This window comes from Arthrobacter sp. EPSL27 (assembly GCF_001512305.1).
In the GTDB taxonomy this organism is placed as follows: domain Bacteria; phylum Actinomycetota; class Actinomycetes; order Actinomycetales; family Micrococcaceae; genus Arthrobacter.
This window is the reverse complement of the sequence record NZ_LNUT01000005.1, coordinates 1,120,102-1,132,802: the sequence shown is the minus strand read 5'-3', so window position 1 is coordinate 1,132,802 and position 12,701 is coordinate 1,120,102. Positions and strand designations below refer to the sequence as shown.

Sequence of the window (12,701 nt, the reverse complement as noted above, 5' to 3'; positions counted from 1 at the left end):
GGGAGCTGGCGGTGGCCCGCTCCCGCCTCCGCCGGTGCACGGCAAACTGTCAGCGTGCGCCGGTAGAATTGGGGTTTACCCCCTTTAAGGAGCCTTGGTGTTCGGCTTGACCCTTTTGGACCTGGTGTTGATTGTGACGCTGCTGTCCTACCTGTTTCACGGCCTGCGCAACGGCTTTCTGGTGACGGTTGGCGGCATCGCGGGATTCGCCGCCGGTGCCGTTGCCGCCTTTGTGTCGGTCCCCGTCGTCAGCGGCCTGGTGGAGGACAGCGGCTGGCGCCTGACCGCCATCATCGCCACCGCCGTGCTGCTGATGCTCCTGGGCCACGGGCTGGGCACCGCAATCGGCCGCAGGGTCCGCAGCGTCGTCAAAATCAGCCCGCTGCGGTCCGTGGACCGGGTGGCCGGCGGAGGCGTCAACGTGGTGGTGTCCGCCCTGGTGATGTCGATGCTGGCCTTCAGCATCGGCGCGCTGGGTGTGCCCTTCGTCTCTCAGCCTCTGGCCGAGTCGAAGGTGATCCGCTTTATCGACGGCGTGACGCCCGTGCCCGTGAAGACCTCCATGGCCCAGCTCCGGTCGGCGGTGATCGGTGAGGGCATTCCCACCTTGTTCGAGGGCATCGGCGAGGGCCAGCCGGTGGCCATCCCCAACGCCAGCACTGACACCCCGGCTCTGAACCAGGCGGCGGCGTCGGTCCTGAAGATCGCCGGCACCGCGTACCAGTGCGGACAGAACCAGACCGGAACCGGGTTTGTGGTGTCGCCCGGCCGGGTGGTCACCAACGCCCACGTGGTGGCCGGCGTGCCGGAACCCGTTGTGGAGATCCCCGGCGGCGGCGCCCTGCCCGGCCGGGTGGTGTATTTCGACACCCAGCATGACCTCGCCGTCGTCGCCGTGGACGGCCTGCGCACCGCCCCGCTGGCACTCAGCGGCGACCTGGCCGCCGGCACCCCGGCCGCCTTTGCCGGGTACCCGCACGGCGGGCCGTTCCAGTCCAAACCTGCCACGGTGCAGGACATCGCGACGGTGCTGGTCCCGGACATCTACGGCAACAGCCCGCAGCCGGCCGACGTCTACCGCATTGCGGGGGACGTGCAGCCCGGCAACTCCGGCGGCCCGCTGCTGACCACCGACGGCCAGGTGGCAGGCGTGATCTTCGCCAAGGCCACGGGCGAGTCGGCGCTCGGCTACGCCGTCACCATGACGGACCTCGGTCCCGTCGCGGCGCAGGCTCCGGGCCTGTCCCGCGCCGTCTCGCCGGGCCAGTGCATCCAGAAATAAGCAGCAAGTACCGCCGCCGGCAGGCGAGGGAAACGCCGCGGCTGGCAGTACACGCCGGCATCCGCGGCTAGAGCCACTCCAGGCTCTGGCCGTGCGGGCCCGTGATCGCCACCGGCGTCCCGTTGTGCAGCAGCAGGAAACGGCCGCGGAGCCGTGCGTCGTCCATCTCCGGGACCACGCTGGAGCCGTCCGCCTGCATGACCACGGTGTGCCCCTCATTGGAGAGCCAGTGGCAGCCCCGGTCGGAAGCCAGCTGCGCCATGGTTCCGCGGAACCTGGCCCGCGCCGCCGCGTCGAGGTAGGCCAGGACGGCGCTGTGGAAGACCACCAGGGTGGCGTCCGGCGGCGCCTGCGCGGCCAGTGCCGTGAGCCGGTCGTTGAGGTCCCCGGCCACCAGCAGGGGAGGATCGGCCCGGGCCACCTCAAGGGCCCGGCGCAGCCGCTCGCGGCGGAATTCCTGCTCCGGCCAGATCAGCGCCTCCAGCCAGGCGACGTCGTCGGGATTCCGGACGTCGAGAGGGTTCAGGTCGATCCCGGCCCGCCACACCACCGCCGGAAGGCCGTCCGGGAGCGGTGCCGGGCCGGTAACGGTGCAGGCCAGGACCGGATAGCCGCCAGGGGCGGCGCCGGCCGGTGCCAGCCGGGTGGTCCCCGCACTGGTGGCGTACTCATAGCCGTAGCGGTCCGGATACAGGTTCAGCCCGGCCGATGCCCCGACCTCAATCAGGGCCAGCGGGCGCCCGCTTTCGGCCGCGATCTGCGCCAGGGAGGGCAGCAGGGTGGCGCAGCGGCCCGTCTCGTTGGTCTGGGTGGCGCGGGAGAGCACCGTCCGCGACACGTCAGCCCAGTGCGTATCCAGGAACGCCCGGAAGTCCGCATAGGGGCCAACCTGCGCGCCGAGGAAGCGGGCGGCCGCCAGCATCAGCAGGGGCTGGCGTTTGTTGTGCGGCCACTGGTCGATCCGCCGGAGCAGCTCCGGGTCGTCCGCGATGCCCACCGACCACTCGGCGTAGCAGGCTGAATTGCCGGGCGCGTCGACGGTGCCGAAGTGGCGGTACCACTGCGCTGTGTCCGGTTCAGCCGCGTTTGCCGCCGCGGCGGGATCGACGGCGGACATGTTCAGTCCCTGCTGGCCTGCAGCCCGGCGAGGTACTGGACGGCGAACCGGTAGCCCATGATCCCGGCACCCGCGATGACTGCCTTGCTGATGTCCGACAGGTAGGAGTGGTGCCGGAACTCCTCGCGGGCGTGGACGTTGGTGATGTGGACCTCGACGGCGGGCAGCTGCACCGCGGAGATGGCGTCCCGGATGGCCACCGATGTGTGCGTGTAGGCGCCGGCGTTGATGACGATGCCGAGGGCCTTGCCGCGGGCGGCGTGGATGGCGTCCACAAGGGCGCCCTCGTGGTTCGACTGGAAGCATTCGACGTCGAGGCCGTGGGCCGCGCCGGCGTCCTTGGCGAGCTGTTCGACGTCGGCCAGGGTGGCGGTGCCGTACTTCTCGGGTTCGCGGGTGCCGAGCAGGTTCAGGTTGGGCCCGTTGAGGACCAGGATGGTGCCGCGGCCGGCGCCGTCGGTGGTGGCTTCGCTCATGCCTGCCAATCTATCGCGATGTGCCGCGCGCCGCCGCCCCCCGGCACGCGGGCCTCACCGTGCCGCGAGCCGCTCGATCCGGCGCAGCGCCAGGGCGCACACCGGCAGGTACGCCGGAGCCCACCACGGAACCGTGAACGTCACCCGGCACCCGTTGCCCAGCGGAATGACCCGGTGGCCGGTCGCCGGGACCCCCGCAACAGACCACGCCCAGAACCGTCCGGGCTTAAACACAGTCACGGTGTACGGCAGCTTCACGCCCAGGACGGTGCGGACCGTGCCGCGGCTTCCGGGCGCAAGTCTCCGGGCCGCGGCAGGTTCCACGCCGGTGATCGACGGCCCCCACGCCGGCCATTGAGCGGTATCGGTGAGCAGGTCCCAGACGTCCTCCGCGGAGGCCGCGACCTGGCGCGAAACGCAAAATCTCACCGGGGCCGTCCGAGGACGGCGAGTGCGGCCCGGTGGCCGCTGACCAGGGCGCCCTGGATCGAGGCGGTCTCCCGGTGGTCGCCGCAGACGATCAGCCCGGACGGGCCCTCCACCGGCCGGGACCGCAGCGGCGGAGGCTGCACGGGCAGGGCCTGCTGGATTTCGTGCCTGGCCACCAGCTCCCACCCGGCCGTCGAGGAGCGGAAAAGGTCCCCGGCATGGCGGAGGACCTCCTCATCGGTTGGAACCGGCCGGCCCGGTCCCAGCAGCGCGGAGGTCTGGATCAGGTGCCGTCCGGCGGGCGCGTAGCTGGGTGCTGCGTTGGAAATCACGGCCGCGTTGACCAGCGGGCCGCGGGGCTGCGCGCGGCCGTCCACGTGGAGCATGTCCGACCCGCTGGGGGCCGTGGCGGCGGCGAACCAGTGCGTCAGCACGCCTTTCATGGCCGGCGCCCCGCCGCCGGCAAGCCTCGCGGCGTCGGCCGGATCCGTGGCGAGGACCACGTGGCGGGCCAGGAGGCTGGCGTCGGCGGCGGTGACCAGTGACCCGTTCCCGTGCGGAGTGACCGACTCCACCCGCGTCGAGGTGCGCACCGGGCTGGCCAGGGCTTTTCCCAGCTGCCGGGGGAGGGCCTGCATGCCGTCGCGCGGCAGTCCGGGCACCCCGGTCGCAAAGACGCGCACCAGTTCCAGGGCGAAGTCGTTGGAGGTGCTGCCCTCGTCCTCCAGCAGGACACCGGCGAGGAACTGGTCCAGCGCCCTGCGGAGGCCGCCGGAACATCCGGCCCGGTTCAAGGCCTCCCGCAGCGGACGGTCGGCGCCGGGCCGCCGCAGGCGGCCGGCAAACGCCGGGGCGGCCCAGCGCAGCAGCCCGGCGACAGAGCGGGGATCCAGCAGTCCGCTGCGCAGGGTCTGCAGGATCAGTCCCGGCTCGCGCACGGGGTGGGCGAGGACCTCGAGGGAGTTCTCCCCGCGGACCCGGATGCCGGCGCCGAACGGCTGCAGCGCCAGGGCGTCGACGTCGACGCACTCGCGCACTGCAGGGTAGGCGGGGTTCAGCACTTGGAACCCGCGGTCCACGAGGAAGCCGTCGATCCGGTCGGTCCGGATCCGGCCTCCGACATCGTCGGAGGCCTCCCACACCCGCACCTCGCGTCCGGCGGCCTCCAGGTCCCGCGCGCACTGCAGGCCGGCCAGGCCGGCGCCGACCACCAGAACGTCACATGTTTCCGTCATGGTGACATCATCCCGCGCCGGCCGGCCGGACCTGGCCTCCTACTTGCGCAGCGAGTGCGCGATCTGGGCCATAACGGTGTTGTCGGCCAGGGTGGTGGCGTCGCCCACCTCACGGCCTTCCGCCACGTCCTTGAGCAGGCGCCGCATGATCTTGCCGGAGCGGGTCTTGGGCAGCTCCGGGACCACCAGGATGGTGCGGGGCTTCGCGATCGGCCCGATCTCCTTGCCGACGTGGTTCCGCAGTTCCTGCACCATCGCGTCCCCGGTGTCCACGGCGTCGCCGCGCAGGATCACGAACGCGACGACGGCCTGGCCTGTGGTTTCGTCCGCGGCGCCCACGACGGCGGCCTCCGCGACGGCCGGGTGGGAGACGAGGGCGGATTCGATCTCGGCGGTGGAGAGGCGGTGGCCGGAAATGTTCATCACGTCATCCACGCGGCCCAGCAGCCAGATGTCGCCGTCGTCGTCCTTCTTGGCGCCGTCCCCGGCGAAGTACATGGTCTCGAACCGCGACCAGTAGGTCTCCTTGAAGCGTTCCGGGTCGCCCCAGATGCCGCGCAGCATGGCCGGCCACGGCTCGCGGATGACCAGGTAGCCGCCGGAGCCGTTCGGCACGGACTCGCCGAGCTCGTCCACAACGTCCACGGCGATGCCGGGCAGCGGCACCTGGGCGGAGCCGGGCTTGGTGGCCGTGACCCCGGGCAGCGGGGCGATCATCTGGGCGCCCGTCTCGGTCTGCCACCAGGTGTCCACGATGGGGGCCGGCGTGTCCTTCCGTTCGCCGTTCTTCCCGGCGTTGCCGCCGATTACCTCGCGGTACCACATCCACGCCTCGGGGTTGATGGGTTCGCCCACCGAGCCCAGGACGCGGATCGAGGAGAGGTCGGACTTCGCCGGGATCTCCTTGCCCCACTTCATGAACGTCCGGATCGCGGTGGGGGCGGTGTAGAGGATGGAGACCTTGTACTTCTCCACGATCTCCCACCAGCGGCCCTGGTGCGGGGAGTCCGGGGTGCCCTCGTACATCACCTGGGTGGCGCCGTTGATGAGCGGGGCGTAGGCGACGTAGGAGTGCCCGGTGATCCAGCCGACGTCGGCCGTGCACCAGTACACATCGGTTTCGGGCTTCAGGTCGAAGACGGCCTTGTGCGTGTAGGCGCCCTGGGTGAGGTAGCCGCCGGTGGTGTGCAGGATGCCCTTGGGTTTGCCCGTGGTGCCGGAGGTGTACAGGATGAACAGCGGGTGCTCGGAGTCATACCCGACGGCGGTGTGCTCGGCCGAGGCGGCCCCCACCGTGTCATCCCACCAGTGGTCGCGGCCCTCGTGCCAGTCGACGTCCTGGCCGTTGCGCTTGACGACCACCACGTTCTGGACGGAGTGCCCGTCATGGGACAGCGCTTCATCGACGGCCGGCTTCAAGGCGCTGGGCTTGCCGCGGCGGTAGGTGCCGTCGGCGGTGACCACGAGCTTGGCCTCGGCGTCATCGATCCTGGAGCGGAGCGCCTCGGCGGAGAACCCGCCGAAGACCACGGAGTGGATGGCGCCGATCCGGGCGCAGGCCAGCAGCGTGATGACGGCCTCGGGAATCATCGGCAGGTACACGGCCACACGGTCGCCCTTGGCCACGCCGAGGGACTCGAAGGCGTTCGCGGCCTTCTTCACCTCTTCGGTGAGCTGCGCGTAGGTGTAGGTGCGGGTGTCACCCGGTTCGCCCTCGAAGTAGATGGCCACCCGGTCGCCGTTGCCGGCCTCGACGTGCCGGTCCAGGGCGTTGTAGGCGGCGTTGATCTCGCCGCCGACGAACCACTTGGCGAAGGGCGGCGTGGACCAGTCCAGCGTCTGGGTGAAATCCTTGCTCCAGCTCAGGAGTTCGCGGGCCTGCTTCGCCCAGAAGGCGGGCCTGTCGGCGTCGGCCTCGGCGTAGTCCGCGGCGGTGACCACCGCGTTGGCGGCGAACTCGGGGGACGGGGCGAACTTGCGGTTCTCCTGCGACAGGTTTTCGAAGGCATCGCCCTCGGGGGCCTGCGTCGTCGTGGAGCCGGGGGTCTGCTGGGACATGGTGAACCTCATCATTCATCGATCCGTGCTGCGCGGCCCGTCCGATCCTCCCGGCGCCGTGCCGCGTGCGCGGCATCGGGCATCGGCTGGTCACGGACGTGCCGCAAAGAGCTGTTCCGAAATACACACTAACGCCTGGGGCCGCGGCAACGTGTGCCGCGTCACATGGGGAGCCGTGAGCGGTGTTTGTTAAGCGCCGAATGGCGGCGGTACTGGGCGCGGGGCTCTGGCGCGGCCGGTGTCCTTCGGCCAGACTGATGCCAGGATTCCTAGCTGACGGTGGGAAAAGCATGCAACGCAGAAAGCCCGTTCCGGCCGCCCTGGCCTGCACCCTCGCGGCCGGCCTGGTGCTGGGGGCGGCGGGATGCGCCGGGTCGAACAGCGTGGCCGACCGCAGCTACCGCGGCGTCGTGGCGCCGCCGTCGGTCACCCCAGGCGCCTCACCGGACCCGACCACGACGGCGGCCCCCGCGCCGCCGGGGCTGGGCACCCCGCTGGCAGGCTGGGTGGACAGGCCCCGCCGGTTCGGCGTCACCCTGTGGGGAAGTTCCAGCTGCCCGGCCGTCCCCACCCGGATGGAAGCGGAGGCCCGCGACCGCGTGTCCATCACCTTCGAGCCCGCCGGGCAGCAGGCCTGCACCGCAGACCTGGCGCCGACGAGCTACGAATTCACCGTCCCCGCCGGAGCGGGCACGGTTCCGCTGACGGTGGTCCTCACGGACGCCCAGGGCCGGGCGGCGGACACCTTCGTGCTGGACTGACCGGGCGGCGGGTGCCGGCCCGGGGCCCGGAAACCCGTCCCGATCCGTCCCCTCCCGCCCGGCTTGTCAGCTAGTGATCGGCCTGCCTCTTGACTAGGCTGAGATGAAGTTGTGACATCCGATGGAGGCGGGCGGACCGCAAGCGGACCCCGCCCTGCCTGCCGTTAGACGGTGCTGTCCAGAGCGCCGCCATGCTAAGGAGAACCGAATTGAACGAGCAAGTAAACGGGCAGCTGAAGCCGCCTGCCCAGAGCCAGTCGAACGCTGGAACGGACCGGGCGGCCGGCTTCGGGGACGCACCCCGTTTCACGGTGGACAAAGCCAGCAAGGCGCCCGGAAAGAAGAATGAGGCGGTCCTGGGCCCCTTCACCATCCGGGACCTCACCGTGTTCGGCTCGACGCTGATTCTCTTTGTCGCCTCGCTGATCCCGATGTTCGCCGTCCGCTACAACCTGTGGAACCTGGGCAGCCTGTTCTTCCTGGGCCTCGGAATCATCCTGCCGGTGATCGTGGCCGCCCTGTTCGTGGCCCGCCGCGTCAGCCCCGGCACCAAGATCCGGATCGGCTCCCTGTCCGTGGACCAGTTCGGCTCCGTGGTGGCGTCCTTCGCGGTAGCGTTCTTCTTCCTGTCCGTCGCAGGCGCGTATGTGCCCAGCATGCTGCTGGCCCTTGTCGGCGCGCTGGGGCTCCTCGCCGCCACCGTGCTGGGCCGGCTGATTCCCGTCTTTGCCGGTGACTTCCTTGACCGCGCCGAGGTGCCCGCCCACGTGGTGGCCCGCGAATCGGCGGTCCCGGTCCGCAAGCCCCGTGCCCCCAAGGCCCCGAAGGCGGCAACGGACCAGAACGCACCCAAGGCCGCCGGCACCAGCACGGTGGCCGGCTGGGCGAAGCGGATCACCCCGGGCGGACAGTCCGGCGCCGGCGCTGCCGCTGCAGCAGGTGCGGCGGGCGCGGCAGCCGCTGCCGGCTCACCGGCGGCCTCTGGCTCCGCAACCGCGACGCCGGCCGCCTCCCCGGAAACCCAGGTCTCCGGCGTCGTCCCGGCCGCGTCCGCCCAGGCCGCACCGGCGGCCGCCGAGCAGACCCCGGCCGCCGAACAGACCCAGGCCGCCGACGTCGTGCCTGCTGCCGCTGGATCAGCTACGCGTCAGGAACCGGCCGCGGCGGCCGAGGACACCCGGGCCGCGGAGGCTCCCGCCGCGGCGCACCACAGCGCGCCGACCACGGTGAACCCGCAGGTCCGCGAACAGGCGCCCATCGGCGCCACCGTTGATCCGGCCAGCCGGCCCGCGGAAGACGATGTCCAGCCCGTGTACGAGGCGTTCTGGTTCGCCGTCGCCCAGTCCCGGGTCGCCATCGACGAGCACAGCGGCGCCACGGCCTTCGTGATCGAACCCGGCGGATGGGTTCTGGCCCTGGAGGACCGGGGCCACGAATTCCTGGTCCAGCACACCGACGGCCGTGTGGGCGTGCTCCGGGACCTCAGCAACATCGAACGCGGTTAGTCCGCACCCGTGACCAGCGAGTCCAGCCTTCCGGCGCCCGCCGCAGCCGCGGCGGGCGCCGCCGTGCCTGAGGCCGCTGTGCCTGAGGCCGGCCGGAAGAACGGCCGTGCCAAGACGGCCGGCACACGCGCGACGGGGGAGACCCTGCTGGGCCTGAAACGGCGTGCCCGCCGGATCAACAGGGCGCTTGCAGAACAGTATCCGTATGCCCACGCGGAACTTGATTTCCGCAATCCGTTCGAGCTGGTGGTCGCCACGGTCCTCTCCGCGCAGACCACCGACGTGACCGTCAACCAGATCACGCCCCTGCTGTTCGCGCGCTACCCGGATGCGAAAAGCATGGCCGAGGCGGACCCGGCCGAGCTGGAGGCCATCATCAAACCCACTGGCTTCTTCCGGGCCAAGGCCAGGAACCTGATGGCGCTGGGGAACCGGCTGGTGGACGAGTACAACGGCGAGGTCCCCGGCCGGCTCGCCGATCTGGTGACCCTTCCCGGCGTCGGCCGGAAAACCGCCAACGTGGTGCTCGGAAATGCGTTCGGCGTCCCCGGGATCACGGTGGACACCCACTTCGGCCGCCTCGCGAAGCGCTTCGGCTGGACGGAATCGGGCGACCCGGTGAAAGTCGAGTCCGACGTCGGCGAATTGTTCGAGCCCAAGGACTGGACCATGCTCTCGCACCGGGTGGTGTTCCACGGCCGGCGCGTCTGCCACTCCCGCAAGCCTGCCTGCGGCGCCTGCGCGGTGGCAAACTGGTGCCCCAGCTACGGCATGGGGGAGACAGACCCGGAGAAGGCGAAGAAGCTGTTGAAATACGAACTTGCCCCCGGCCAGGAGGAGCTCCTCGGGAAGCTTCTCGCCGAGACGCACCGGGCCGCGGAAATCCGGATGCAGTCGCAGAGGAAACCGCAGTGACGGCCCGCCGGGACCTTATCGACCTGGTGGCGGCCGTTGAGGCGGGGACTGCCCCGTCGCCGGATCCGCGCTGGCGGGAACTCTCCGTCGCACCCGGGGAGCGGATCCGGCGTGCGGCGGTACTGATGCTGTTCGGTTCCCTGGACGACGTCCCCGCGGCCTCCGTCAAGGCCCTGGCCCCGGCCGACCTGGACGTCCTGCTGCTGCAGCGCGCGCAGACGCTGGATGACCATCCGGGGCAGGTGGCCTTCCCCGGCGGCGGCATCGACCCGGGGGAGTCCGTCACCGCCGCCGCACTCCGGGAAGCGGAAGAGGAAACCGGGCTGGACCCGGCCGGCGTCGAGGTCCTCGGGGTCATGCCGGAGCTGGCCCTGCCCCGCGGGAACTTCCTGGTGACGCCGGTGCTGGGCTGGTGGGCGTCGCAGTCGCCCGTGCGTGTGGTGGATTACGGCGAGTCAGCGCAGGTGTTCCGTGTTCCGGTCCGTGACCTGCTGGACCCGGACAACCGGGTGATGGCCACGGTGAGCCGGGCCGGCCAGTCGTTTCAGAGCCCCGCGTTTACGGTCAACAATGTGGTGGTGTGGGGCTTTACCGGGATGATCCTCAACCAGCTCTTCGAACAGCTGGGATGGGCGGTTCCTTGGGACCGCACCAACCTGCTCGACGTCGATACGTGGAGCAGGCTGGAGGGCTGAGGCACCGCCTGGGGCAGGAGCAGGCCGGGGCCCGGCGGGCGGTGTGCCTAGCTGGGGGCCAGCCGGGCGCCGGGCTGGCCGGAGGCCTTGTCCAGGGCGCGGGACTTGTCGAGTGCCTGGGACTTGTCCACCACGTATCCGGTGGCGGCGTTTTCCCGCACGGCGTTGATGCCCGCCGCGGCGCCCTTGATGGTGTTGAAGAGCGGTGACACGGCAACCACCGTTCCGTCCGATGCCGTCAGCTTAAAGAAATACTTCTTCTCACCGGCCATGGCGATTTCAAAAGTGCCAGCCAAAGTGCTGCCTCCCCAAAAAATATGCGTCGTTGCACGGCCGGCGGAGTTCGGTTCAGCCACCGGCCTTTCCGAGCGTAACCGGGGTCACATGCGGGGCACAACGCTACCGGCGGGTACGTTACGACGGGCGTCGGCGGCGGCTCACTTGGCAGTGTCGTAGGAGTCCACCACCGCCACGCTGACCGGAAACTCCACCGGGATCCGGCCGAACAGCAGCTCCTTGGCGGCGGCCGCGGCCTCTTCGATTGCCCGGACGCAGCCGGGCACCGCGGCGTCGGGGCAGTGCACCATGACCTCGTCGTGCAGGAAGAAAACCAGTTCCCCGGCGGGGGTGCCGTCCGCGCGTATGGCCCGGAGCCGCCGTCGCAGTTCTGCCAGCCAGCAGGCGGCCCAGTCCGCCGCGGAGCCCTGCACCACGAAGTTGCGGGTGAACCTGCCCCGCGAGCGGGCAAGGGCATCGGCCCGGCGCTGTTCCTCCGCGCTGGTGGCCCGCTGGCTGTGCCGCCAGCGCTCCGACGGCGGCGGGCTGCTGCGGCCCAGGCGTGAGGTGACGGTCCGGCCGGCCTCGCCTTCGCGGGCCGCGTGCTCCACGAAGCCGACGGCGCGCGGATACATGCGGGCCAGCTGCGGCATCAGGCGGCCGGACTCGCCCGTGGTGGCCCCGTAAATCGCGCCCAGCAGCGCCATCTTCGCCTTGGCGCGGTCGCCGCCAAAGCCCTGCGCGGCGATGCCCGCGTACAGGTCCTTGCCGCGCGCGGCCTCGGCCATGCTGGAGTCCTGCGCCAAGGCCACCAGCACCCGCGGCTCGAGCTGCGACGCGTCGGCAACGATCAGTTTGTGCCCCGGATCGGCGTGCACGGCGCCGCGGACCTGCCGCGGGATCTGGAGGGCGCCGCCGCCGCGGGACGCCCACCGGCCGGAGACCACCCCGCCCACCACATACTCCGGCCGGAACCGCCCGTTTTCCACCCAGGCGTCCAGCCAGGCCCAGCCGTTGGCGGCGTGCAGGCGGGAGAGTTTCTTGAAGGCCAGGAGCGGCTCGATCGCCGGGTGGCTGGACTCCTTCAGTTCCCACTGCCGGGTGGTCTTCACCTCGATGCCGTTGCGGTGCAGGGCCCGCATCAGGTCCTGCGGGGAATCAGGGTTCAGTGCGGGGGAGTTCAGCAGCTGCCGCAGCTCGGCGGTGAGGGCTTCGAGCCTGGCCGGCCGGTGGCCCAGGGGCGGGCGCGGGCCGAGGTGGCCGGCCAGGATCTGCTCATGCAGTTCCTCCCGCCAGGGCACACCCGTGTGCTGCATTTCCGCGGCGATCATGGCGCCGGCGGATTCGGCGGCGAGCAGGAGCTGGAGGCGCTGCCTCTTGCCGGGGGTGGCCCCGGCGCCGGACCCGTCGGCCTGGCCCAGTGCTTCCTGCTGGGCGGCGTATTCGGTGCGGAGGTCCTCGAGGGCGGGGCGGGACGGCTGCCGCCAGTCCGGATCATCGAACAGGGCGCCCTGGTCGGCCGGCGGGGGCGGCGGCTGGAGCCCCCGCGGAGGCTGCAGCTCGTCGTCCTGGGTCAGTTTCTCCGCGTTCTGCGCATAGGCGGTGTGGGCGGTGAACTCCGAATGGGCAAGGATGGCGCCGCTGAGCGTGAGGTCGTAGCAGCGTTCCAGCTCCACGCCGGCCGCCAGGAGGGCGGGGTACCAGTCCTGCGTGCGGTGCCAGATCCAGCGGGGCCGCCGTTGTTCCAGGTCCCGCACGACGGCGGGCAGCTCGGCGGCGTCGACCAGCTGAGGTGCCGCCGCGGCCGGATGCGGGGCGCCGTCGGCGGTGAGTTCCTGGAGGGCTGCGCCGTCGGCGTGGGCGGCGAGCAGCAGGAACATAAGGTCAATTCTGCCCTGCGGCGGCGGATCCCATGTCCGCGGGCTTGTCCACATAGCAGCGTGTGCGGGTTA

The 12,701-nt window shown here is 71.1% G+C and carries 12 protein-coding genes; 5 read left to right on the top strand and 7 right to left on the bottom strand.

Going from position 1 to position 12,701, the window contains the following annotated elements; genetic code table 11:
- Window positions 1–97: 97 nt before the first annotated feature.
- A complete protein-coding gene (locus AR539_RS16170) occupies window positions 98–1,282 on the top strand; it encodes a MarP family serine protease (RefSeq protein ID WP_066439168.1) in 1,185 nt (394 codons plus the stop codon).
- A 67-nt stretch (window positions 1,283–1,349) separates the two neighbouring features.
- On the opposite strand, the gene AR539_RS16165 is transcribed toward AR539_RS16170, so the two are convergent.
- Genes AR539_RS16165 through acs form a run of 5 tightly spaced genes read right to left on the bottom strand, consistent with a single transcriptional unit; the run spans window position 1,350 to window position 6,597 of the window.
- Window positions 1,350–2,399, bottom strand: a complete 1,050-nt coding sequence (locus tag AR539_RS16165; RefSeq protein ID WP_066439165.1) for a DUF2332 domain-containing protein — start codon at window positions 2,397–2,399, stop codon at window positions 1,350–1,352.
- 2 nt (window positions 2,400–2,401) lie between these two features.
- Entirely contained in the window at window positions 2,402–2,875 is a 474-nt protein-coding gene (aroQ, locus tag AR539_RS16160) for a type II 3-dehydroquinate dehydratase (RefSeq protein ID WP_066439163.1), read from the bottom strand.
- 54 nt (window positions 2,876–2,929) lie between these two features.
- On the bottom strand, window positions 2,930–3,304 hold the full coding sequence (locus AR539_RS16155; protein ID WP_066439161.1) for an SRPBCC family protein: 375 nt from the start codon (window positions 3,302–3,304) through the stop codon (window positions 2,930–2,932).
- Entirely contained in the window at window positions 3,301–4,539 is a 1,239-nt protein-coding gene (locus AR539_RS16150) for a flavin monoamine oxidase family protein (protein WP_066439158.1), read from the bottom strand. Before AR539_RS16150 ends, AR539_RS16155 begins: the two co-directional genes overlap by 4 nt.
- Before the next feature lie 39 nt (window positions 4,540–4,578).
- Window positions 4,579–6,597 (bottom strand): acetate--CoA ligase, encoded by a 2,019-nt coding sequence (gene acs, locus AR539_RS16145; protein WP_066440098.1) that lies wholly within the window; start codon window positions 6,595–6,597, stop codon window positions 4,579–4,581.
- Between the two features lie 290 nt (window positions 6,598–6,887).
- On the opposite strand from acs, the gene AR539_RS16140 reads away from it, so the two are divergent.
- From AR539_RS16140 to AR539_RS16125, 4 genes are all read left to right on the top strand, one after another.
- A complete protein-coding gene (locus AR539_RS16140) occupies window positions 6,888–7,358 on the top strand; it encodes a hypothetical protein (RefSeq protein ID WP_066439155.1) in 471 nt (156 codons plus the stop codon).
- Between the two features lie 209 nt (window positions 7,359–7,567).
- Complete coding sequence (locus tag AR539_RS16135; RefSeq protein ID WP_066439151.1) at window positions 7,568–8,863, top strand: hypothetical protein; 1,296 nt, start codon at window positions 7,568–7,570, stop codon at window positions 8,861–8,863.
- Window positions 8,864–9,007: 144 nt separating this feature from the next.
- Complete coding sequence (gene nth / locus AR539_RS16130) at window positions 9,008–9,778, top strand: endonuclease III (RefSeq protein WP_066440096.1); 771 nt, start codon at window positions 9,008–9,010, stop codon at window positions 9,776–9,778.
- Complete coding sequence (locus AR539_RS16125) at window positions 9,775–10,473, top strand: NUDIX hydrolase (protein WP_157361033.1); 699 nt, start codon at window positions 9,775–9,777, stop codon at window positions 10,471–10,473. Before nth ends, AR539_RS16125 begins: the two co-directional genes overlap by 4 nt.
- Window positions 10,474–10,520: 47 nt before the next feature.
- On the opposite strand, the gene AR539_RS16120 is transcribed toward AR539_RS16125, so the two are convergent.
- A complete protein-coding gene (locus AR539_RS16120) occupies window positions 10,521–10,769 on the bottom strand; it encodes a YegP family protein (RefSeq protein WP_066439145.1) in 249 nt (82 codons plus the stop codon).
- Window positions 10,770–10,910: 141 nt separating this feature from the next.
- A complete protein-coding gene (locus AR539_RS16115) occupies window positions 10,911–12,629 on the bottom strand; it encodes a bifunctional 3'-5' exonuclease/DNA polymerase (protein ID WP_066439143.1) in 1,719 nt (572 codons plus the stop codon).
- Between the last annotated feature and the right edge of the window lie 72 nt (window positions 12,630–12,701).